General features: G+C 48.8%; 17 protein-coding genes. 9 read left to right on the plus strand and 8 right to left on the minus strand.

Translation table 11 applies throughout. The features are described 5' to 3' along the window. Positions 1-216: 216 nt before the first annotated feature. The 5 genes from IPN95_18510 to IPN95_18530 all read left to right on the plus strand — a co-directional run bounded on the left by IPN95_18510 (position 217) and on the right by IPN95_18530 (position 9,982). A complete protein-coding gene (locus IPN95_18510) occupies positions 217-657 on the plus strand; it encodes a hypothetical protein (GenBank protein ID MBK9451360.1) in 441 nt (146 codons plus the stop codon). Positions 658-1,294: 637 nt separating this feature from the next. After that, positions 1,295-2,224, plus strand: coding sequence for a type IX secretion system membrane protein PorP/SprF (locus tag IPN95_18515; GenBank protein ID MBK9451361.1), 930 nt, complete (start codon positions 1,295-1,297; stop codon positions 2,222-2,224). A 2-nt stretch (positions 2,225-2,226) separates the two neighbouring features. Continuing rightward, positions 2,227-5,145, plus strand: a complete 2,919-nt coding sequence (locus tag IPN95_18520; GenBank protein ID MBK9451362.1) for an OmpA family protein — start codon at positions 2,227-2,229, stop codon at positions 5,143-5,145. Between the two features lie 134 nt (positions 5,146-5,279). Continuing rightward, a complete protein-coding gene (locus IPN95_18525) occupies positions 5,280-6,254 on the plus strand; it encodes a hypothetical protein (protein MBK9451363.1) in 975 nt (324 codons plus the stop codon). A 65-nt stretch (positions 6,255-6,319) separates the two neighbouring features. After that, the gene (locus tag IPN95_18530; protein MBK9451364.1) at positions 6,320-9,982 is read left to right on the plus strand and encodes a PAS domain S-box protein; all 3,663 of its coding nucleotides are present in this window, start codon (positions 6,320-6,322) and stop codon (positions 9,980-9,982) included. 210 nt (positions 9,983-10,192) lie between these two features. On the opposite strand, the gene IPN95_18535 is transcribed toward IPN95_18530, so the two are convergent. The 8 genes from IPN95_18535 to IPN95_18570 all read right to left on the minus strand — a co-directional run bounded on the left by IPN95_18535 (position 10,193) and on the right by IPN95_18570 (position 21,081). After that, entirely contained in the window at positions 10,193-11,428 is a 1,236-nt protein-coding gene (locus IPN95_18535; protein MBK9451365.1) for a T9SS type A sorting domain-containing protein, read from the minus strand. Positions 11,429-11,637: 209 nt separating this feature from the next. Beyond that, positions 11,638-15,276: a PKD domain-containing protein gene (locus IPN95_18540; GenBank protein MBK9451366.1), complete on the minus strand. Its 3,639-nt coding sequence runs from the start codon at positions 15,274-15,276 to the stop codon at positions 11,638-11,640. Between the two features lie 269 nt (positions 15,277-15,545). Next, positions 15,546-16,259, minus strand: a complete 714-nt coding sequence (locus IPN95_18545; protein MBK9451367.1) for a DUF4197 domain-containing protein — start codon at positions 16,257-16,259, stop codon at positions 15,546-15,548. Between the two features lie 241 nt (positions 16,260-16,500). Next, positions 16,501-16,848 carry a 50S ribosomal protein L20 gene (rplT, locus tag IPN95_18550; GenBank protein MBK9451368.1) on the minus strand — a complete coding sequence of 116 codons (348 nt, stop codon included), beginning with the start codon at positions 16,846-16,848 and terminating at the stop codon, positions 16,501-16,503. A 93-nt stretch (positions 16,849-16,941) separates the two neighbouring features. After that, the gene (gene rpmI, locus IPN95_18555) at positions 16,942-17,136 is read right to left on the minus strand and encodes a 50S ribosomal protein L35 (protein ID MBK9451369.1); all 195 of its coding nucleotides are present in this window, start codon (positions 17,134-17,136) and stop codon (positions 16,942-16,944) included. A gap of 22 nt (positions 17,137-17,158) precedes the next feature. Further along, positions 17,159-17,707: a translation initiation factor IF-3 gene (locus IPN95_18560; protein MBK9451370.1), complete on the minus strand. Its 549-nt coding sequence runs from the start codon at positions 17,705-17,707 to the stop codon at positions 17,159-17,161. 35 nt (positions 17,708-17,742) lie between these two features. After that, positions 17,743-19,692 (minus strand): threonine--tRNA ligase, encoded by a 1,950-nt coding sequence (gene thrS, locus IPN95_18565; GenBank protein ID MBK9451371.1) that lies wholly within the window; start codon positions 19,690-19,692, stop codon positions 17,743-17,745. 117 nt (positions 19,693-19,809) lie between these two features. Further along, the gene (locus IPN95_18570) at positions 19,810-21,081 is read right to left on the minus strand and encodes a HAMP domain-containing histidine kinase (GenBank protein MBK9451372.1); all 1,272 of its coding nucleotides are present in this window, start codon (positions 21,079-21,081) and stop codon (positions 19,810-19,812) included. A 138-nt stretch (positions 21,082-21,219) separates the two neighbouring features. Here IPN95_18570 and IPN95_18575 point away from each other — a divergent pair, with 138 nt between their 5' ends. From IPN95_18575 to IPN95_18590, 4 genes are all read left to right on the plus strand, one after another. Then, complete coding sequence (locus tag IPN95_18575; protein MBK9451373.1) at positions 21,220-21,618, plus strand: hypothetical protein; 399 nt, start codon at positions 21,220-21,222, stop codon at positions 21,616-21,618. Positions 21,619-22,005: 387 nt separating this feature from the next. Beyond that, positions 22,006-23,115, plus strand: coding sequence for a Glu/Leu/Phe/Val dehydrogenase (locus IPN95_18580; protein ID MBK9451374.1), 1,110 nt, complete (start codon positions 22,006-22,008; stop codon positions 23,113-23,115). Positions 23,116-23,169: 54 nt separating this feature from the next. Beyond that, a complete protein-coding gene (gene nusB / locus IPN95_18585; GenBank protein MBK9451375.1) occupies positions 23,170-23,889 on the plus strand; it encodes a transcription antitermination factor NusB in 720 nt (239 codons plus the stop codon). A 13-nt stretch (positions 23,890-23,902) separates the two neighbouring features. Next, a complete protein-coding gene (locus IPN95_18590; protein MBK9451376.1) occupies positions 23,903-24,904 on the plus strand; it encodes an NAD-dependent isocitrate dehydrogenase in 1,002 nt (333 codons plus the stop codon). Positions 24,905-24,987: the final 83 nt, after the last annotated feature.

Here is a 24,987-nt window from a genome sequence, read left to right on the forward strand (position 1 = left end):
TAACCATGCCGCGTTTCGGCAGCATGATCAAAGTTCGGGATTATTAGTTTCTGGAAAAAGTCGCCTTGGAGACGATTGTATTGCAGGTTTCACCTGAATTTGGTCCCAAGATTTCTTTGCAAGTCTTTATAGAGCCAAATCCTTTCCTAAATTTGGGGAATGAATGACATGCTCAATAGGTTTCGTTGGCTCTGTTTGATCACCCTTTTGATAGGGATGGGATATGCAAACCTTCCCGCGCAAGGACCTCCGGTCGCAATCGACACCTGCTTGATTGGTGCTTCCATGCGTTTCAAGAACCTCCCGATCCCGAGTAAGTTTGTTCCGGGAGACTATGAGGAACTTCGCTCCTGCCCCAATCTTGGCAACAACCTCGTGAAAATTGGCAAGGCAAAAATCGGAAAGGCTGGCAACTTGAAGTTGATGCTGCGCTTTACCGGTGGAAAACTCGTACACGTCCAATTAATGTCGTCTGGTGAAAAGGACTTTAAAAAGCTCTACAAAACGGTCGTGAAAGAAGCTGGAGTTCCGACTAAAATGGTAGAAAGCCATGGAAAATTGACCTATAGCTATGGAATTCGGTCAAAAATCAAAGGACAACTGACCATTAACTATGATCCCGCCTCCCACGAGGCAATGGTCTTGATTTTGCCTTGAATGCCTCAAAAAGGCACGAAATCCATCCCCATCTTTTCAATGTTACAAGGGTCGTACGTGGATTTGCTGCGTCATTGATTCCATTTGGACCAGAGAATTCGTCTAGGAAAAAAGAAGAAACCCCAGATGCCGAGCGGCTCTAGGGTTTCTTGCCTTTTGAGAAAATTGGTGGATGTTGGATTTTTGGAGTGTGTTGCAAGTTGTGACGGTCTTCTGATACTGCAAAATCAATTCGAAGGACATTTTTAGTATCTCAACCTCACAAATCCCCATCTTTTACTGCATCGAAATGACAAATAACGACCTAATCGCCCTGAATTCTTGGCAATGCTCATTAGCAGGATAAGATTCACTGCCTTCATCACACGTAAGAATTTCAGCTACTTTGAACTAATTGACCAACCAATCCTGCCAACGCGATGCAATTTCGGGACTGTACCCCAAAAATCGGAGCGATTGGTCAAGTAAGTACGGTTCCAAAATTCAACAAAAAGGTGGAAGCAAGTCCGTTGGAATCGAATATCTGGTATATTTGTAGGGTATGCTTGCGGCTAGCCGTCAGTTTGCGCGTGTGTATATCGAATTTGATTGCTGGAATTGAGCAACCCAAGGGAGAAAGTTTCGAAGTGAGGATCAGATGAGGAAAAGCATTTTTTGGCTCGCTGGGTTTATTTGCTGGATTTCCTGTTTGCAGGGACAGCATTATCCTATGTACAGCCAATACATGCACAATCAAGCCGTAATCAATCCCGGTTATACCGGCAGCCGTGATGTTTTGAGTACGAGCTTGCTCTTCCGACAACAATGGCTCGGAATCCAAGGAGCGCCCAGTACCCAAGCATTTTATCTGCATTCCCCTTTGCGCAATCCACGCAACAACTTTGGATTCAACATGGTGATTGACCGACTCGGTGTCACCTATCGGAATGCATTCAACGTGAGTTATGCCTACCGCATCGATCTCGGAGAAAAAAAGGGAAGACTGGCATTTGGCTTGCAAGGTGGCATCGCGAGTCTTCAAAACAGGTTCCGGGACGTCGTCACAGACGAAAGCGGTGATCAAGTTTTTGGCTACAATACGCCGGCGATCCTTGTGCCAGGGGTAGGATTTGGTGCTTACTATGACACGCGACGCTGGTATTTGGGCGTCTCCCTTCCCTATTTGTTGGAATACCACAATGCGGCATTCAACCTTTTTGTGCAAAACAACGACAGCATTGCCTCCTCACGGCCCGCCTTGTTGGCCACAGGATGCGTGATTCGGTTGAATCCCGATATTTTGCTTCGACCTTCAATTCTCGCAAAGTTTGTTCCCAATAGCCCAGTCCAAATGGACCTCAATGCGCATTTGATCATCAAAGATCAGTTGTGGCTTGGAGCAAGCTATCGCACCGGTGATGCACTTGTCGGCTTGATCGGATACCAAATTACCCCTCAATTCAAAATCGGCTATTCCTACGATCAGGCCATCTCGCCGCTGCGGAAATACAACAACGGCTCCCATGAGCTTATGGTTCGGTACGAATTCGGATACCGATTGAAGGTCATGAGCCCACGTTACTTTTAGGAATGAGCCATCCAAACGCAACTCCAAAGACTGGACCCATTCCCTTTTTTCTCCGCATCGGCGTGTTTTTACTCGTTTTCGGCAGCTTTGCCCTGTATGCCGACGGCCAAAATGCCTCAAAATGGTTGGCTAAAGGTGATGCAGCTTTGGCAGCGAAAGAATATGCCAAGGCGGTAGATTACTATGAATGGGCTGAAAGGAAATCCGGCGGATGGAAAGCCTCGTTGGGTCTCGCCAATGCTTGGAGGGCCCGCATGGATTATTCCAAAGCTTTGGAATTCTATGCAAAAGTGGTTGATGTACAGGGAATTCCCGTCGAAACCTACTTCTACCATGCCCAAGCTTTGATGGTCACCCAAAACTATCCCGAGGCCGAACGTTGGTTTGCAAAGTACGCAGCGTCAGTGCCTTCGGATCCAAGGGCTGCCACTTTCAGGGATATTGCCCGTTTGGTCGCTGCTGTCAAAGGCGATTCCGGTCAATATGAATTAAGGCGATTGCCCATCAACAGCAAATGGTCTGACTTCAGCCCGGCGTTTTTTGAAAACGGAATCCTGTTTGTTTCGTCCCGCCCCAACGAAGTTGGTATTCGCCATACCTCGACCGTGGATGATGCACCGTTGCTTGACCTATTTTATACGGAAATGGATTCCTCCGGCAAGTGGTCCATACCAAAACCCTATGCGGCGCTCAACACCAAACTCAATGAAGGGCCGTTGACGGTCGACAGCCTCCAAGGCATTCTATTTCTTACGCGCAACGATCCATCCCACAAAAAAAATCGGGAAAAATCTGAGCGGCAAGGCCTCAATCGCCTTCAAATCGATCCCTTCACGCGTGTTGAAGACCGTTGGGTTCCTGCCAAGGCATTTCCTTTCAACAATGTGCGCTATGCAGTTGGCCATCCTGCCATCAGCCCCGATGGGCAGTACCTCTATTTTGCGTCTGACATGCCGGGCGGATTTGGTGGCGCCGACCTCTACCGTGCCACCTGGGACGCATCAAAAGGAGAATGGCTCCCTGCGGTGAACCTTGGCCCCATGATCAATACCTCTGAGAATGAGTTGTTTCCCTATGTAGATTCGGAATCTCAACTTTATTTCTCTTCCAATGGGCACCTGGGGCTTGGCGGCCTCGACCTCTTTTATGCCCAACAAACAACGAATGGAGACTGGTCTAGAGTGCAAAATTTGGGTTACCCACTCAATTCGGAAGCAGACGATTTCGGCATCCTGCTCTATCCCGATGGGAACAATGGATTGATCAGTTCCAACCGCGGCGGGGTGGTCAGCGACGACAACATTTATAGCTTCCAGCGATTTTGGCCCAAATTTGAATGTACACCGCAGTTGGTGAACAACTATTGTTATCAATTTTGGGAAACAGGTGTGATCGATTCCGATACGATGCCCTTGGCCTATGAGTGGAACTTTGGCGATGGCTTCAGGGCACGCGGACTTGACGCGCGCCATTGTTTTCAAGGTCCCGGCGACTACTTGGTTTCGCTCAACCTGATTGACACGGTTTCAGGGTATGTGTTTTTGAACCAAACTGAATATCGTTTAACCGTCAGCGACACGGAGCAAGTCTATATCGACTGCCCCGATGTGATCGGCGTCGGTGAAGAATTTAGCATCAATGGCGGAAAATCGATTCTCAATGATTGCAGCTTGGAGGCGTTTTTCTGGGAAATGGGTGACGGTCATCGCGAAACGCTCCCAAAATTCACCTACCAATATGAACAACCAGGCCGTTATGAAATTAAACTGGGCGTAACAGGTACTTCAGCGGCAGCCGAGGATTGGACATGCAAGGGATGTGTGACTAAGACGGTCGAAGTTTTGCCGACAGCCGAGGTGAACCAATTGCGCGATTCCTTGGAATCGATGCGGCAAAAGGAGATTGAACAACAATCCCATTGGGATCGACCTGCTTTGCTGCAGGCACTGTTGGAGGCAGGCGAAAAGCTTTATGACATGCGCGACAGCGCCAACGGTGCGAAGTATTCGGTGAGATTGCTTGAAAGCGATTTACCAATTGACACCAAGGCAGCTCCCTTTGATGCATTGCGCGATTTGCGGGAATTGCGAACGGCCACCGGTTTTGAGGTGTATTCTGGATTGGAATCGGAGATCGGAAAAATTGCACCGTATTTCTTCGAAGGCCACCGGGCAGGATTCAACGATGCGATCGTGGTCATGGTCCGTGATTCGTCAACAATTGGAAGCCCAAAACCGACATTTGTTCAGATTCCAGCTAAGAAAACGGACTTGGGGTACACCCTTTTTTCGGCGGACGTGATTGATGCACAAGGCAATCCGCTGAATGCAGAAATCACGTTTGAGGAGTTGAATTCCGGACTTGAAGTGGTTCGTGCCAAGGCTGATTCCAACGGTAGATTGGAGGTACGATTGCCCAATGGAGATGCCTATGCATGGTACCTGGGTACCACTGATTTTTTTCCTGCCTCCGGGATTATTGATTTATTGGCTGCGTCCGAGGCGGTTGGGGTAACAGGAAAAATCCGGAACAAAGTCACGCTGAGTTCGATTGCGGAATTGGTAGCTTCTGGCGAATCTATACGCATCAATAATGTATTTTTCGATTATGATGCGACCACGCTCCGGCCAGAATCCAAGCGCCAATTGGACAGATTGGCTTCATTGTTGGTTCAATATCAAGATTTTGGTGTCAGCATCTCTGCCCATACCGACGACCGGGGAGACGATGCCTACAACCTTGCGCTGAGCAGGCGGCGTGCCGACGCGGTCTTACGGTACCTTGACAGCAAAGGATTTTCTTCCAAGCGGATCACCTCCGAAGGTTTTGGAGAGCGCAAACCTGCCGTGCCCAACGACAGCGACGAAAACCGGCAGTTCAACCGCCGGGTTGAATTCAGTCTATTTCCGATCACCAAATGAGAAACAGAACCTGCAACGCCAAAAACCGGAGGAGCACCGCTGAACTTGGCCCGATGTTTGAATTGGAATGGAATTGTAGTATTTTAGATTCCGACCGCGAAGCACGCTTTGCGGTTTTAAAGCGCATCGACTGTATGTTTTTAAATCGCTGTTTATCAATCCTCTTGCTGATGTCGGCACTCATTTTGCCGAATGCGACTTTCGCACAGCAATTCCCTGGTGTCGAGGAAAACATACCGTTTCTCATCACTTTCGGCAAAAATGGGGTCACATCTTGGGGAGATGACGATTATTCGCAGACATTTTTCCTCAAGGTTCCCAAGTCTCAAAAGGATCCCATCTATGTGCGCGTTTACGATGCAGAGGTCGGTGGCAAGCTTGATGAACTGAAAGGCATCTGGAATACAAAATGTAAATTCTCCGTCTATGGCGGTCCCGGCACTTGGAGCAATCCTGACGCCAAAGGGGCCGGTCCTGAGGGCGATTACGACAGTGGCACGCTCCTATCGACAAAAACCTTTGCGGCCGATGTCAAATATGATACCACTTGGTACACTTTTGGACCTTTTAATCCGACGGAAGGCGAATGGGTGCCGGTGATGGATGGCTATGTATTCAAGGTGATTGCCGAAGGAATTGTTGGAGACGATGGCAACATTTACAAGTACTTCCTGAGCACCCGCCCGGACCGGAATCTTAAAATCGAAGGCGCCAATGCATTCACCTATGAATATACCTTCAGGCTACCCAACAATAATTCCATTTGCCATATCTACCCGTTTGTCGACAGCAAAGTCGTAAGCATTCAGCAACACAATTTTGATTGGGACGGCGACGGTACGATTCGCATTGTTTCGATTGCACGTAAAGGAGAGCCTGTCAAAATGAGTACCGACGACGACTGGGCACTCAGCAAGCATGAGATCACCGACCGTGAAAAAAACACGTCCATTGACATTCAACTCATCAAGTCCAAAAACGTCAACAACAACAATGTTGTATTCAGCGTCACCAACCAATATGGTGAGGCGATGCCGTTTTATTCCATTCCGATCGGTGGCCCTCCAAAATACACCCCGATCATCAACGTAAAGCCAGACCCCAGGTAGGCTTCCGCTTCATGATGCATTTTCCAAGATTATTAAGATCCCTCAACCTCCATCGGCCTCTTTGCATGGCAAAATGGACCTTGTTTGCTGCACTATTTTCGGCCTTGTTTTGGGGCGAGACTTTTGCTCAAGGCTTTGTGAGCAAACACTATGACGCAGAAAACGGACTTCCAGTTGAGTACATCTATACGCTTGTCCAAGATGACCGCGGATTCCTGTATTTGGGAACCGGGTCAGGCCTCGTGCGCTTTGACGGTGCAAAATTCAAAACACTGACAACCGCAGACGGTCTTGCCGACGACTTTATCACCGCCTGCCACAAAGACAAAACGGGATTAATTTGGCTTGGACATGAAGGCCGAGTTTCCATGCTTACCGGGTCGAAATTGAGCGCTCTTCCCGACACATCATCCATCCGGAGCAGGGTCATTGCCATCGCCTCTGACTCCTACGGCGATGTATGGTGCGCCTCGCAACGCAACGGCATTTTCCTGATCGACAGCACCAAGGTGCTCAAAAATGAAAGCAACGGCATCTCCGAAGATATGATGGTGCATAGCATGGCCATCGGCAAGGTTCGCGGTGTCGAATATATGCTTATTGGAACCGATCAGGGGCTTTTGGTCTATATCTTGAAGAAGCGGGGTGCTCCACAATTTGCCTACGCTGCCACCAAAGTACCGGCAACCAAGATCCAATGCATCGTCAAAAAAGCCAGTTTGGACGGATTTTGGATCGGGACTGAAGATGAAGGAATGCTGGCTTTTGAGCCCTCCCAACTTGATACTTCCACAGTTGCCTTCAAATACGATGCAACGATCGGCTTTCCCGAATCGAATGTCATGTCAATTTCGGAGGGTCCAAACCGTAGCCTTTGGGTTGGGTCAGGAAGCCAAGGATTTTTCAAATTCTGGAATGGCCCTGCCACAAGTTCCCCAAAAACAAATGGGCTTATCCAAGTAATGAAGTCGCAGCCGTCAGACAGCATTCCGGTACAAATTGTCAAAGCCATTTACCATGACAATTTTGGAAACACCTGGCTTGGAACCTATGGCAATGGATTGTTTTCCCTTGAGAATCAAACACTCAGCACTTTACGCCTAATGGAGGACTCCACCTCCAATCTCGAGCTGTTGTGTACCTTTGAAGGGCATGGCGGAGATTTTTGGGTTGGGACCAATCGTGGTCTCTATCTTCTTGGGAGTGAACTGGTTAAAACAAGCAATTTCAAGTATTCCCTGGGTGGAATCATTACGCTTCCCCACAAATTGCACTATACGGAGGCCGATGGCCTACCCTCTTCCAAGATTACGTGTGTACTGGAAGATAAACAACGTAACCTTTGGGTCGGAACACGCGATGCAGGCATCGCTGTATTGCTGAACGGTGCAACCAAGTTCGAAGCTCGCTCACTTTCAGACCTTTCCTTGTCCAACAACATCAACGCCCTTGCTCAAGGAAAAGACAACCTGCTTTGGATCGCGACCACAGACGGTGCATTTTCCTTGGATCCTGCCACTGGAAAAACGAACTATTACGGAACCCAAAACAAATTGCCGCACAACAATATCTACGATATATTCTCAGATAAATCGGGAAAAATCTGGTTTGCAACGCATACCAACCGTCTCGCATTTTTTGACGGGAAAAATATTGAAACGCGCGAGGTGACCGATCATGGGGAAATTCCCAACATTACTTGTATCAAACAGGACAAGCAAGGCATCTTTTGGCTGGGAACGGATGGAATGGGACTTTATCGGTTCGACGGTGAAAAGTACAAGCAATTCAACAAATTGGATGGACTTCAGAGTAACTACGTCTACAACCTTGTCATCGACCACTATGGCCATGTTTGGACGACACACCGCGATGGTTTTTCGAGGTTTGTTCCCCAAACCGGAAAGATACTAACCTATCCTTCAAAGATATACGTCTCCAAAGAGGAAAATCCGCCATCAAGTGCCAATATTGACGACTATGGAAATATCTGGTTTTCCACGGAACAGGGAATTTTGCGGTACAATTGGGACCCGGAGCGGAACATTGGCGCCGCCCCTCGGATTTTCTTGGAGTCGGTCACGATCTTTGACAGCCTCTACCCTATTACGGAGGAAATTGTATTGCCCTACGATTCCTACCGGATCACCTTCGGATACCTAGGCTTGACCTTTGTCAATCAGGAAGATGTTTTGTACCAATACAAGCTCGAAGGTAGAGAGCCCGATTGGTCGCCACTCACCAAACTTGACCAAATTTCCTTTCAGGCACTCGAAGACGGCCAATACACCTTTCATGTGCGCGCATGCAACCGTTTTGGCAAATGCAACGAAGCATCCGCGAAGATTAGAATCGTGATTTTGCCCCCATTTTGGAAAACTTGGTGGTTCCGTGGTTTGATATTTTTGGCCGTCGGAGGAATCGTTTTTGCCTATATCCGGTACAGAATCTATCGGTTGAATCGGGAAAAGGCTGAGCTCGAAGAAAAGGTAAAACAACGTACCCTCGAATTGCTTGTTGAAAAGGAGAAGGTCGAGAAGGCCAATATTGAGTTGGAGAAGCTTTCACTTGTGGCAAGTGAAACAGACAATGCAGTTTTCATTCTGGATGCAGAAGGTAATTTGACCTGGGTGAATGAAGGCTTCACACGGCTTACAGGATTGACGATGGATGAATTGCTCGCGATTCGCAACGAACCCGAGTTCCTCAACACGAGCAGCAATCCGCGTATCAAGGATTTGCTTTCCAAGGCCACAAAAGAGAATCGTTCCGTTCAATACGAGTCAACCTTGCCCTCCAAAAGTGGCACTGAAATCTGGGTGGTTTCCACGCTGACCCCGATTTTTGACCAAGACGGAAACATCCGGAACATCGTGATTATCGACAGCAATATCACCGACAGGAAGATTGCCGAGGAGAAAATCAGGCAGATGAATGCCGAATTGGAATCACAGGTCGCCGCCAGAACCCAAGAACTTGCTGATGCCAATGAATCCCTGCTCATCGAAAACCAGGAGCACATTAAAACTTCAGAGCAGCTGAAACGCACCAACAGCGAACTCGACACATTTGTCTATCGTGCTTCCCATGACCTCAAAGGGCCATTGGCATCCCTCAACGGTCTGATCAACATCGCCGGTATGGAGCTCACCGACAATGCCGTAGCTACAAGGTATCTCGGGCTGATGGACAAGGCTGCAAAAAGGCTCGACGGAATTTTGATTGACTTGATCGAGGCAACACAGGTCAAACAGCGCACCATCGAACTTGGCTCCATTCCAGCATTGGTATTGGCCAATACTGTGGTTGAAGGAATCAAAACCCAACAAGATCTCAGCAATGTGGAGATCAAACTGGACATCGATCCTTCCCTTGAGATTGTGTCTGACGAAACCCTGCTGAATTCCATTTTGCAGAATCTGATCGTCACTTCCTTGAGGTACCGCGATCCAGCAAAGCCGGTATGCGAATTGGCGCTGTCAATAAAGAAGCTACCCTCAACCTGGAGCATCACCATGACCGACAATGGACTTGGTTACAATGACGATGTCAAACATCGTGTTTGGGACATGTTCTTCAAGGCCAACAATCAAATTTCGGGATCCGGTCTCGGATTGTACATTGTGAAGCAGGCCACCGAAAAACTAAACGGTCAAGTTTCGATGGAAACCAAGGCGCTTGAGGGAACAAAGATTCACTTGGAATTCCCAATTCAGACGCCCGCCTAGTTCATTATTGCAAAAGATTTCGGTGCGGGGAGTGCCTAGCCAATGGCTTGTCAGCCAAATCAGCTTTCCCGCCAACAAGAAGGCGGAACATTCTTTCTGAATGGTTAATATCCAGAAATTGAATACATTTAAAATCAACAATTTAACCGATGATGATTCACTATTGAAGAATACAAATTATTGCTTCAAAGTGATCATTGCCAAAGGATGCTATTCCTCAAATCTCCCCACAAACACCTTTGTATTGAATGTCGCGGTGGATGTAATCACATTGAGATAATAAGTACCAACTGCAAATTCAGAAAGATCCAGCGGAATCGGACCGCGTCCTGTCGAGGCCGTTTGTCGCTCCATGACTTTCCGCCCGGTGAAATCATACATCTCCAACCAAACCTGCCCTACGGTTTCGATGTCGACATTGACCATCAAGTAGTGATTCGCCGGATTGGGGTAAACGAAAATTTGGCCTTGCGCTGGAATATCCAACATTTCTTGGCCGCAGCCTGTGCGAAAAAGATTCTCGCGGCTCACCATTTCCGACCGATAGCGCAACAAGGCGGATCGCATCCGTTGAATCTGGCAATGGGTAAACAGGTTGATACACTGGTCATCGGAATAATCCATGTAGTTTTCCACCTGTCGGCGAGTGCTGTCACAAGCCTCCCAGAAAAGGATGCTTTGTGAACTTGTACAAAGCGGAAAAGTTGCAAATTCTTCTCCTGGCACCGGCGGGGTGTCATCGCAGAAGTCCGTGCCTGCCGGGCAAAAAGTGCTGCTTGTCGGCCCCCAAGGATGGTAAAGATCGAAATAGTGACCGACTTCGTGTGTTCCGGTTTTGCCGCGGGTCTGTGCAGTGCCCACGTCACGACCAAAGTAGTGGTAGTCGATCACAATACCATCATAGGCGGTTCCTGCAACTTGTTCCGGAATGTATGTATAGCCCGCAAGTGAATATTCACTGTTGAACGGAATATGCCGCACCGTCCAAATGTTCAAATACCGGTTCGGATCCCATTGATTGATATTTTTCATCAAAGTATCCTCCGTAAACGGATCCAAGGAATCTGCATAGGCGGTTACCGTATAGTCATATCCAAGCGATGGGTTGCCGTAAGGATCCACTTTTGCGAGGCAGAATTTTATTTTCACATCTCCCCCCATCGGGCTGGAATTGGCTCCTTCGCCATAGCGCCCAAAACCCTCATTCAACACATCAATTTGCGATTGGATTTGCTCCGGGGTCACATTTCGCTCTGCGCCAAAGGAATGCATCACGTGTACCACCACCGGAATCACGTAGGTAAAGGCAGAGTCCACTTCGCCGACCTTCTCGTCATTGGGGATCGTGCGGCCGGGTACACCATTGGGGAATTTGCGTCGCAAGTTGTCAGCCAACTCATCACTACATCTTACCGTAGCACCCACTCCATCAGTCGATTGCCCCATTGCACTCAAAGTAGAAATGCAAGTCAGTCCCCAAAAAAGCCAATTGCGCAAACCGTTCATCCTTCGTTCAGTGCTTGATGTTCAAAATTAGGCATTCGAAGGCAGAAAAGAAACTGGCGAAGTCCATACAAAAAGTGGATCCACAAGATGCAAGAAGCCCCGTCCAAGCAACTTGAACGGGGCCTCTCATTGGTAAGGAACAGTCTTCCTTAGTCGACAATCAAATTCTTGTACACGCGGCTTCCACCTGCATTGACCTCGAGGATATAGATCCCTTTGGCCATGTTGCGCAAGTCGATTTCCGAGTTCATGGTACCAACTTGGCGGCCTGCCTGCATTTGCCAGACTTCTTGACCCACAAGATTGGTGACCCTCAACTGCACGTCTGCTGCCTTGGACAACTCAGCACGGAGGCTGAAAAGACCAGCGCTTGGATTTGGGTAGACATTCAAGGAGCCGTCCACAAAGACTGCATCTTCTTGGCCGACCACGGTAACATTGATCCACTGACAGAACGAAGCCGATCCGCAAGCATTGGATGCCGTGAGACATACATAGTATTGACCTGCAAACAGGTACCCATGTGATGGATTTTGCTGTGTGCTTACACTGCCGTCCCCAAATGCCCAGAACCAAGTGGTCGGGCTGTTCACGGAAAGGTCGGTAAAGCCAACAGTAGAGGTTCCAAACACAAAGTTGAATTGTGGCACAGGTGCATTACAGGCAATCACCAGGTTCTGGCACGAGGTATTCGTTCCGCAGAAGTTGGTTACCGTGAGGCACGCATTGTAGATGCCCGACTGTGTATACGTATGCGTTGGGCTTTGCAAGGTGCTCGTGATGCCGTCTCCAAAGTTCCAGAACCAAGATTGAGCGCCGATCGAGACATCATTGAAGGTCGCAACAGAGTTGGTAACCTGAGCAACGTAGCCAGCAGTTGGCATGGAGCAAGTGATCGTTACCGTCTGACAAAGGGTGTCAAATCCGCAGCTGTTGCTCACATAGAGACATACCGTGTACGTGCCTGCTGCAGGATACACGTGGGTCGGATTGGCTTGGGTGGTCGAAGGAGAACCGTCGCCAAAAGTCCAAGTCCATCCTTGGGAGTTAGGCGATGCACCATTGGTAAAGCCTACCGTGCTGTCGTTTTGCACCAGGAAGGTGAAGTTGGCAGTCGGAGGTACACAGCTAATGATGACGGGCCTGCAAACGGTATCCGAACCGCAAACGCTGGTCGAGATCAAGCAAACGTTAAACGTGCCAACGGTTGTGAAGGCATGAATCGGATTCGTTGCTGTTGAAGTTGTGCCATCCCCGAAATCCCAAGTATAAGTAGTGCTGCCACCACCTGTGGTTTGGTTCGTGAAAGAACCAATGTTGGCATTCGTAGAAAAGTTGAAGTTTGCATTCGGGGCAGGGCAACTTACCGTGATCGACTGGCAGAAGGTGTTGGATCCGCAGGCATTGACAGCGGTCAAACATACTTGATACACACCTGGCGCTGCATACGTATGCGTCGGGTTGGATTGGATCGAGTTGGGGGTGCCATCGCCAAATACCCAAGTCCAACCTGTCGGATTGCCACCGGTCAAATCACCAAAGCTTACCACCAACTGATTCATCGTAGTCGAGAAGTTGGCGGTCGGCTGTGGGCACAATACCGAAACCGCTTGGCATGTGGTATCGTTGCCACAGGAATTGGTCGTCACCAAACAGACGTTATAGGTACCTGTGTTGGCATAGGTGTGGGAAGGATTCTGCAAGGTGGAAGTGCCGCCATCACCGAAATCCCATGACCATGACGTAGGCACACCCGTGGTCAAGTCAGAGAAGTTATAAGCCAAGTTGATGTTCGTGAAGCTGAAGTTAGAACTTGGCAATGGGCAGTTCAGGGTAATGTTCTGACAGAGTGTATGCGTACCGCAAGCACTTGTAATCGTGAGGCAAACCTGATAAGTGCCACCTTGTACATAAACGTGTGTGGGGTTCTGAACTGTCGAGGTACCACCATCGCCAAATGTCCAAGCATACGTTGTCGGATTGCCCGTGCTTGTGCTTGTCAAGTTGAGCGTGAGACCCGTATTCGTGAAGGAGAAGCTTGCAACTGGTGCAGGACACGAAACCGTGATCACCGTGCAGGTCGTGTTGGAACCACAGGTATTCGTCGCTGTTAGGCAAACGTTATATGTGCCTGAAGCAGCATAAACGTGCGTTGGATTCTGAAGTGTAGAAGTATTTCCATCACCGAAGTCCCAAAGCCACGAGGTTGGCGTACCGGAAGAGACATCCGTAAATGCCACCGAAAGATTCGTAGGGATACGTGTGAAACCAGCGACCGGAGAGTTGCAACCGGTATTGATCGGGAAGCAAATGGTATCGGTACCGCAAATATTGGTCGCAATCAAGCACACAGTGAATGTACCAACGGTTGCATAGGTATGCGACGGATTTTGGGTAGTGCCCAACGGGCTACCATCCCCAAAGTCCCAAGACCAGGTCGTCGGGGTATTGGTGGTCAAGTCAGAAAAGTTGACCGTCAAACCCGCAGTCACAGAAGTCCAGTTCGCAACCGGTGGCACGCACCCGGCAACGCTCAATGAGGTGCAGAAGGTGTCAGAGCCGCATGCATTGCTTGCAATCAAGCAGACCGTATAGGTGCCATTGGCGGCATAAGTATGATTCGGATTTTGGGTAGTCGAAGTATTGCCATCGCCAAAATCCCAAGCCCAAGTGGTGGGGCCATTCGTTGAAAGGTCCACAAAGGAAACCGTCAAGCCGGCAGGAGCATTCGCAAAATTGGCAACAACCGGCACGCCGCTGTTGATCGTCACAGTGCCCGTTGACTGATCGGTACAACCTGTCGTCCAGCCAAACATCGTATCACTCAACGTAACTGTATAAGATCCGGCAACCGTGTAGGTATGTGCGCCGTCAATTTGATATTCTGCTGGTGAGCCGTCGCCATAGTTCCAGCTAAAGGAGGAATCTGGATTGCCTGCCCAGAAAACATTAAAAGCGTCAATGTTGTAGAATCGATCAAACAGCACAGGTGATGAGGTATTTGTCCAAGACATCGGGGTACCTGTACACGCCGTGGCATTCGTCGGGGTGAAACTCGAGGTGATGCTATAAGTAACATGCGGTAGCAGCATGAAGTCGGCATCCAACAAGCTGGCGCCGAGCAAAATGTTGTAGCTATGTTCCCAGGCTGGTGGAATAAACACAGATGCAAGCCACTCCTGTTGGCCATCACCCACAGTGTAGTCATTGGAAACAACGGCTACATCAATCGCGGAGTTATTGGAGACCGTAACGACATAAGGGCCGTTAACGGTAACTGGAGCGGGAAATGTTGCAAATTTTTCCAATACCCCAAGTGTCAACGGCGTTTGGGTCGAGTCAATGGTAACCGTGGTTGTAGCCAAAGCTGCGCCGGTTGGCAACGAATCCAAGCCCGCTGAAAACAATTGGCAGGTCAAAGTCACCGTTTGGCTTGTGGAGGAGTCCACAAATGCATAAAACGTAAATCCATTTACCGTGATCGGTTGCGGAGCCGAATACCACTGACCGATACCGACGCCATTGGCGATGTCCAACAAAACAAGGTTGGTGGCCTTTGCAAATGGATACAGCAACGTATCGGGACCGCAGGAGGCCGTCATCAACGGAGCCCCTCCTCCTCCGCCTTGCGGATTCAACCGCGCATTGGCATTGGACGTTTGGGTCAATGGGCTCAACCCGATGGATTGTCCATTGGGTCGAACGAATGGGTTTGCGTTTTGGGCAGAAAGTGATAGCGCCCAGAAAGCAGACAAGAGCACAAAAAGACTGCTTAGTGTCTTCCTCATATCCTTTAATTTTTACTCGAAAAAGGCGGGGGTTGACTTCTTGATGATCCCACCTTGGTTAAAACCGTTAATTTAGCCTTTGTCCAACAATATACCAAAGAACATCCCCATTACCGAATCAGCGAATGCCTCCCACAAGACGGGATTTTGCATCAACTGCCATTTTTGAAGGCTGAACGGTGGTGAGGAGATACCCCACAAAAAAGAGACGTGTTTGAATGCAGGTCACCTGCATTCAAACACGTCATGGAAGCCTGCAAACGTCTTCCTTATTTTCCTACAGATCCAAAAACCTTTTGCAGCAAATCAGTGACCCTTGCCGCAGGGTTCGTCCGAATTTTCTTCTCCTCCCCTGCCAACTTCAAGAATAAGCCATCAAGCGCCTTGCCCGTGGTATACTTGACCAAATCGGTCTCGACTTTGGTCACCAGTGGAATCTTGTTGTAGGTTGAAGTGATGTCCGTCCAGTATTTGGTCGCATTGCAAGTATTCAATGCATTGGAAATCACAGGTGTAAACTTCGAAGTCAATGCAGGTGTTGTTTTCCCTTTGAAGTACTCCGTTGCTGCATTGTCTGGACCGCTGAGGATGTTGCGCGCATCTGCGAATGTCATTTGCTTCACTGCATCCACAAAAATCGGTTTGGCCTCTGCAGCAGCCTTTTCAGCAGAACGGTTGAGCGTTACGACAAAATCGTCGACCAACTTGTTCATTCCAAGTTGACGCAGCTTGTCTGCAGCGCGCTGTGCCTCCTGAGGAAAAAGTATTTTCACCATGGCATCGCCCATGTACCCATCGGTTTTATTCAATATTCCCACGGCATTGCCGGTTCCAACCTCAAGTGCCTGCTTAAGACCAGCGATGATCTCGCTATCGGTAAGTGCGGCGGGCGTGTTGATTGAATTTTGGATCGAAGTCAAGGTATCGCAGCTCATCCAACTGAGTGTGATGATTGCAAAAAGAATTAAAAGGTACTTTTTCATCTACGTTTCATGTTTTCAAGTTCAAAAATAGCAAGTATCAAAGATCATACCATATCCTCGCTTCAGCAAATCAGAATACGCACAGCTTAGCTTCCATTAGGATCCCACGATCCGGAGCCAACCGCCAAAACCATTGGACCGGCGTCTGCAGCCCTATCTGCGCATACAGTTAGGCTTGAAAAAGAACAAGGCCTTTCCCCGTTTAGGAGAAAGGCCATGTTTTGTATTCATTCCTAAGGAATCAGCTCTTTGCTGCATCCACGACAGCCTTGAAGGCATCGGCGTGGTTCATTGCGAGGTCGGCAAGAACCTTACGGTTCAATTCGATTCCTTTTTTGGAGAGGCTTCCCATCAAAACGCTGTAGCTCAAGCCGTGGGCACGGGCACCTGCGTTGATCCTTGCGATCCACAAGCCGCGGAAGCTACGCTTCTTGGCTTTGCGGTCACGGTAAGCAAACACCAAGCCTTTTTCGACCTGATTCTTGGCTACCGTCCAAACATTCTTTTTACGTCCGAAGTAGCCCTTGGCCATCTTCAGGATTTTTTTCCTCCGTTGCTTGGAGGCGACTGCGTTTACACTACGTGGCATAGTCTTTTTTTTGCGGCTCTTGAAGTGGCATTAGGATGTTTAAATCCTGGATGCTCTCGGGGGTACTCCAGTCACCAATTTTTGTTGAAAATTTTACAAACCGAGAAGGTTTTTCATCCTTCCTGCGTCCGAGGGGTGTACCATCGTGAGTTTCTGCAGGTTACGCTTCCGCTTTTTTGACTTTTTGGTCAAAATGTGATTTGCGAATGCGTGCGCACGCTTCAACTCGCCCGATGCGGTAACTTTAAACCTCTTGGCCGCTGCACGATTGGTTTTTACTTTGGGCATAACTAAATGTATTGATACAAAATTATTTCGGTTTTGGTAACCCAGCCTTGGGCGTGAGGATGATATACATCCGCTTGCCTTCCAACTTGGGGAGCATCTCAACTTTTCCGATATCGGAAAGCTCATCTGCAAACTCCAACAAGAGAACCTTGCCACGGTCGGTATAGACGATCGAGCGGCCACGGAAATGGACAAAGGCTTTCACCTTGTTGCCCTCTTCCAAGAACTTCCTAGCGTGATTGAGTTTGAAATTGAAGTCGTGCGAGTCGGTGTTGGGTCCGAAACGGATCTCCTTCATCTCGACAATGTGCTGCTTCTTTTTCTTCTCCTTCTCACGCTTGCTCTGCTCGTACTTGAACTTGGTGTATTCAATGATACGACAGATCGGAGGATCTTGCGCGGCGTTGATTTCGACCAAATCCATAGACCTTGACTCAGCCAAGAGCAAGGCCTTACGGGTGTTCATCACACCGTTTTCTTCTTCCGTTTCGCCCCCAACGATCCTTACCTCGGGAACTGCAATCTCATTGTTGATCCGGTGCAATCTTTTGCGCCGAGATCTACCCGCCATGGGGCCACTTTCTCTTGCGATATTCTTAGAAAAATTTAATTCAACTTCAATGACCTCTTGACATCATCGGCAATCATGGCTGCAAAAGCCTCGGCCGACATCTGTCCAATATCCCCATGTTTGTGTTTTCTCACCGCTAAAAGATGGCTTTCTTCCTCCTTTTCGCCCAACACAACCATATAAGGCACTTTCCTGACTTCAGCGTCGCGAATCTTACGACCCACTTTTTCACCGCGTTCATCAAGAACGGCCCGAATATCCAACTTTTTTAGTTCTTGCAAAACTTTTTCCGCATAATTATTGAAACGTTCGCTGATTGGGAGGATCGCAACCTGCTCCGTTGCAAGCCAAATCGGAAGCTCCCCGCCCGTGTGTTCCAACAATACCGCCACAAAACGCTCCATCGAGCCAAACGGTGCACGGTGAATCATCACCGGCCGATGCATCTGATTGTCAGCGCCTACATACTCCAAACCAAAGCGCTCCGGCAGGTTGTAGTCGACCTGGATCGTACCCAATTGCCAAGGGCGACCCAAGGCGTCGGTGATCATGAAATCCAACTTCGGGCCGTAAAATGCAGCCTCGCCTTCGACTTGAATTGTTTTCAGGCCCTTTTCAGCCGATGCCTCGATAATCGCGGTCTCAGCCTTTTCCCACAACTCATCCGAACCAATGTACTTGGTCTTGTTCTTGGGATCGCGCAAGCTGATCTGCGCACTGAAATCGTTGAATTCCAGCGTCGAAAAAATATACAACACCAAGTCGATCACCTTCTTGAATTCATCCTTCAACTGATCGGGACGGCAAAACAAGTGGGCATCGTCCTGGGTGAAGCCACGTACGCGGGTGAGTCCATGCAACTCTCCATGCTGCTCGTAGCGATAGACCGTACCAAATTCGGCAAAGCGAATAGGGAGGTCCTTGTAGCTACGCGGCTTGGTCTTGTAAATCTCGCAGTGATGCGGGCAATTCATCGGCTTCAGCATGTATTCCTCGCCCTCGTGTGGGGTGTGGATCGGCTGAAAGCTATCCTTGCCATATTTATCCCAGTGACCGGAGGTCACATACAGATCTTTCTTGCCAATGTTGGGCGTGATAACAGGCAAATAGCCTGCCTCTGCTTGCTTGCGCTTCAGAAAATCCTCCAACCGGTGGCGCAACATGGCCCCGTTGGGTAGCCACAAAGGCAGCCCCATGCCGACCAATTCGCTGAAGGCAAAGATTTCCATCTCCTTGCCCAACTTGCGGTGGTCACGCGCCTTGGCCATTTCCATGCGCGTGTTGTATTCCTCAAGGTCGCTCGCCTTAGGGAAAGTGATGCCGTAGATGCGCGTGAGCTGCGGGCGGGTTTCGTCGCCCAAAAAGTAAGCGCCCGACATCTTGGTGAGCTTTACCGCCTTGATGATCTTGCTCGTAGGCACGTGAGGACCTTTGCACAAATCGACAAACTTGCCGCTTTCGTAGAAGGTAATTGTGTCGTCGTCAGCAAGACGCTCGATCAATTCGACCTTGTATTCGTTGCCTTTTTCACGGTAATAATCTACCGCAAACTGCTTGGTGACCTCTTTGCGGGTAAACACCTCCCCTTCGCGGGCAAGCTCCATGAAGGTTTTCTCCACCTTGGCAAAGTCATCGCTGCCAAAGGAATACTTCCCAAAGTCAATGTCGTAATAAAAGCCTTCCTTGATCGGAGGGCCATAGGCGAGTTTGATGCCTGGATAATGCACCTCCAAAGCCTCGGCCATGATGTGCGCCGAGGAATGCCAGAATGTGTATTGTCCCTCCGAATCGTCCCATGTAGCAAACTTGACCGCGCTGTCCTTTGTAATCGGACGGCTCAAGTCCCAGATGTCGCCGTCCACCACGGCGGAGATGGTCTTGCGAAGAAGTCCTTCTGAAATACTCTTGGCGATGTCGGCGCCGGTGACTCCTGCTTCGTACTGACGTTGACTTCCGTCGGGCAGGGTGATCGAAATCTGACTCATGGTAAAATTCTAAAATTCGGAGTGCAAAGTTAGTGGATAATACTAAAAGGAGCGTGAAATGAAAGCACGAAATTGATATTTTACCTCCGAATGTGAGACAAGCGTGGATTCACCGCGTCATTCGACCAGACCAATGTGATTGGGAAGCGTCAGCTTGAAGGTCGTCCCCTGCCCCACCTCACTTTCAAGCGCAACGCTTCCACCCAACTTCTGCAAAACTTCCGCTACAATATAAAGACCTAATCCTGAACCGAATGCATCATGTGTAGCCCGGAAAAACATATCAAAAAGACGCTCCCGGTGCTCGGCACGAATCCCCTTGCCATTGTCCGAAACTTCAATGAGGATTTGCCTTGGCGTCACATTAACCTCAATTCCAGCCCGACAGGCAATCTTTTGAGGGTCTCTGTATTTGATCGAATTGGAAAGCAGGTGATGGATCAGCATTTTTATCCTGATCGGATCCGAAATCCATTCGCAGCTTTGGACCACCCGAAGATTTACTTGAACAACGTTTTCGGGATCAAGATAATGCAAGTCCTCCGTCGTTTGCGTCACAATTTCTGAAATGTCAACCTTGGCCTTGGACAATTCTGTGCGCGCATTGATGCTATAATCGCTGATCTCCCGGATGAAGGTATCGAGCTTCACGGCTGATTTCTCCATGAGCTCCAAATACATTGCTGTCGCCGGCGAATTGTCCTCCGCCGCAGCAAGTGAATGCAGACCCAACAGGGATGTCACCGGACCGCGCATTTCGTGGGAAGCACGGTAGACAAAGTGGTCGAGTTCTGTATTGGTTTTGTCGAGTTCTGAGTTTTTGATCCGCAGTGCAGATTCAGTTTCCGCCAACGAAGTGATTTCAATGCCGCAGCCAAGCATGAGGTCCATCGAACCATCTGCGCGATAAATGGGGCACAAGGTGCGCAGAAATGCACGTTTTTCGCCCTTTGCGTTGGTCAGGTCTTCCCTGAAGGAAACCATTTCGCCTTTGGCAAGCACACCTTGATATAAAACGTACCGATTTTCCGCGATTCTGGGATCGAGGCCTCTGTGCGCGCAGTATTCAAATTCGTTGTGGCCAATCATCCATTTCCGCAACTTCTCGTCCTTTACAGCGCTATGGTTGAGAAAGGCATATTTGAAGTCCTGATCAAAAATCGCGATGTCAATGGGAATGTGATTGAGCACCTTTTCCAGAAAATCAGTCGATCTTTCTCTCGCAGCGGACTCCCTCCGTTGAAGGGTTTCGGCTAGATGATTGACTTCGGTTGCAATGGCATCAATTTGTGGATCAGCACTTTCAAGAAAAATCCTGGCGTCATAATCACCGGAATTCACTTTCCTCAATGCCTCCAATAGTTGTGAAAGTGCCGCCTCGTCAGCCATTTGTCGTGTGATCTTTAGGAAGCTGCAAATAAAGGAATGGTGTCTTGATTTCCAATGTCGCCATGGTACGATAGTGGATTTACAAGTTGTGAAATCGTCTCTAGCGCGCTATTTTTCCATTCAAAGCAGATTCAAGTCATGCGGGAAGAAGTTGCGAAAATCATCGAAGCCTACGAAAACGGGGAAATGGACCTAGAAAATGCTGTTGCCCGGCTCTCTGCTGTCACCAACAAAGAAGTAACTCCTTTTCAATTGGATTCATATCCTTCTTATCAAAGCACAGAGGACTTCATTCAAATTTTGACGCTGAAACCAATCAAAAATTGGAAGAAGATCGACGATGCACGAGCGCGAGACCTGATTGTTGAGATGTACGAGAAGATCGAAAGCCATGTAGTCCAGGCACGCAACGGTGAGGCACTCGAAAAACGATTTGGAAAACCTGCGGGCTTCGTCCGCGATCTGATCGTCGTTCAGGAAATGGACGTCGAAGACATCCTCAGAGAACTCAAAAAGGATACTGTAATCCGACTATGACCTTTAATCCAGTTTTTTTGCATCTCAGATTAGATTCACGAGCCAATTCGTGAGGAATTGTCCGCCAAATGCAAAAATGATATTTATCAGTGTCCGTCGAATTCACTGAGAGAATCCTGACAGCCAAACAAGGCAATACTTCCATTTCCCTATTCACGGTGGGCATTGACTCACAGATTGACACAGATTTTGTCTTTGAGCTGCCAGTTTACAACGACGCAACAGGGAACCTTATCGATTGGCGGCCAATCTTTCACTTTCTTACATCGCTTTCCAACGCCGACAACGTCTTTTTTTTCATTGCTTGCACGATTGCTTCGCAATTCTCAATTCGTAATTCTAACTTTGCACCGCCGTAAAAAGGCTGGACTACTTATTTAGAAAGTCATGTTGGAAGTAAAAAATCTTCAGGCTACCGCTCAAATGGAGCAAAAAGTATTTGGCACGATGTCTGACCTCGGTCACGAGCAGGTTCTATTCTGCAGTGACAATGAGCTGGGACTCAAGGCAATCATTGGCATTCACAACACATCGCTCGGCCCTGCGCTCGGCGGTACACGTATGTGGACCTATGCCAGTGACCTCGACGCACTCAATGATGTTTTGCGGCTTTCACGTGGCATGAGCTACAAAGCTGCCATTTCCGGGCTCAACCTCGGTGGTGGCAAGGCAGTCATCATCGGCGACCCACGCGGAAACCTCAAGTCAGAGGCTTTTATGCGCAGGTTTGGAATGTTTGTCGAAAACCTCAATGGCAAATACATCACCGCCGAGGACGTGGGTACCAACACCCGCGACATGGAGTACATCAAAATGAGCACCGACCACGTCACCGGTTTGCCGATGAGCATGGGCGGCAGCGGCGATCCCTCCCCGGTCACAGCCTATGGCACCTACCTTGGAATGAAGGCCTCCCTCAAGAAATTGACGGGCAATGACAGCCTTGCGGGCAAAAAAGTCGTCGTTCAAGGTACCGGCAACGTCGGTTACTACCTTTGCGAACTGTTGCAAAAAGACGGAGCCATCATCTATGGCTACGATATTTATGACGACAAACTCAAAGCTGTCGTGGACAAATTTGGCGTGAAGGCTATTTCAGCAGACGATGTCTATTCCATGGATGCCGATATCTTCTCTCCGAATGCGCTGGGTGCGATTTTGAATGAAAATACCATTCCGCAGCTGCGTTGCAGCATTGTAGCAGGTGGCGCCAACAATCAGCTCAAAAATGAAACGACGGATGGCGAGGCACTCAGAGCACGCGGCATTCTCTGGGCACCGGACTTCCTGATCAATGCAGGTGGTTTGATCAACGTGTACACCGAACTCGAAGGCTATGACCGCAACCGTGCCATGGCACGTGCTGAAGGTATCTATGCAACGACCCTGCGTTGCTACGACTATGCCGATCAACATGATATCACTACGTCCAAGGCATCTATTGCCCTGGCGCAACAGCGCATCGATGCAGTAGCCCGTTTGAGCCACTTCATTTGATTTTTAAATTAGTTCTTTCAATATTCGTTCATTGTAAAAGCGTATCTCATCGCGATGATCTCAAGAAGGCAAATCAGAATTAAGGTGATGCAAGCCATCTATGCATGGTACTGCACGGGCGACGAGCCGGCACTCACCTTTGACATTAATTTGAAGGAATTCTCTGACGAGATTCGCGATTTTGAACGCCGCAAAGGTGACAAAGGCGATGCACGCCTTTTGATGGAGCTGTTTTACGACACCATCGAAAATGGCGAAGCCTATGACCAACTCATCCAAAGCAAGGCTGAGAATTGGGAATTGGAGCGTATCGCGCTCATCGACCGGATTTTGATGCAAATGGGGATCAGTGAAATGACCCATTTTGAAGAAATTCCGATCAAAGTCACCATCAACGAATACTTGGAGATCGCCAAGAAGTTCAGCACACCCAAAAGTTCGAAATTCATCAACGGCATTTTGGACAGCCTCTATATTCAATTCAAGCAATCAGACAAGATTCAAAAATCTGGTCGCGGCTTGATTGAAGAGACTTTGCCCAAACGTCGGCCCGGTGGATTTGGCCAAGGTCCAACCAACGGACCGAGGTTCCAAGGCCCGCCACGTCAAGACGGTCCGCCACGTGTGCAACAAAAGCCTACGCCGGAGGATGGCCCAAAGCAGCCACCGGTACAGCGCCCAGTGAACGATGAAAAGCTATCGCCAGATTCGGGCGATCAGTCAGGGCCCAAGAAAAGGCCACGCATTCGCAAAAACGACAACGACAACACTTGATTCTTCTCCCATCATGAAAATTGCTGTTACTCTGATCCCAGGAGACGGGATTGGTCCGGAAATTACTGAATCCGTTAAATCCATATTCGCCGCTGCAGGCGCTCCCATTACTTGGGACGAGCACAATGCAGGTGAATCTGTGCTGGAAACGCATGGAGCATTGATTCCTGACACGCTGATCGCATCGATCAAGCAAAACAAGGTTGCACTCAAGGGCCCTTGCACCACTCCAGTTGGCAAAGGTTTCAAAAGTGTCAATGTGACCCTGCGTCAGAAACTTGACCTCTATGCCAACGTGCGTCCAGGAAAAAGTGTCCCAGGCGTCGACTCCAGATTTCAGAATGTGGACCTCGTGACTTTCCGTGAAAACACCGAAGGTCTTTACTGCGGTCTTGAATACTATGATGAAAAGCTCGAGGTCGCAGATTCGATCAACAGGATTTCACGCGTAGGTTCCGAGCGTTTGGTGCGTGCTGCCTTTGAATATGCCCGCAAACACGGTCGCAAAAAGGTGACGCTTGTACACAAGGCCAATATCTTGAAACTCAGCTCAGGATTGTTTCTGAAGACTGGTTTGGAGGTTGCAAAGGAGTACCCAGACATTCAATGCGAAGAAAAGATTATTGACAACATGTGCATGCAGTTGGTCAAAAATCCTGAATGGTATGATGTGGTGGCTACCACCAACCTGTTTGGCGACATTCTTTCTGACCTTGTAGCCGGCCTTGTCGGCGGTTTGGGATTGGTTCCCGGGGCAAACATCGGTTCAGAATATGCAGTCTTTGAGGCCGTGCATGGATCTGCTCCCGACATTGCAGGTCAAAACAAAGCGAACCCGACTGCGTTATTGCAATCAGGTATTATGATGTTGCGTCATTTGAGCCAAAATGAAGTTGCCGACCGCATTGAAAATGCGCTGATGGAAACCCTTTCCCACAAGGAATTGGTGACCGGTGACCTTGGAGGCAAGAATACCACCACTGGATTTACCGCCGAAATCATCAAAAGGCTCTGATAGCCAATTGATTCGGCTTTTGGATGGACACTACAACTAAATTCTTAGGTACAGGTTTCTTTTTTGAGAATGCTGTATTAATT

Source organism: Bacteroidota bacterium, assembly GCA_016718825.1.
In the GTDB taxonomy this organism is placed as follows: Bacteria; Bacteroidota; Bacteroidia; order J057; family JADKCL01; genus JADKCL01.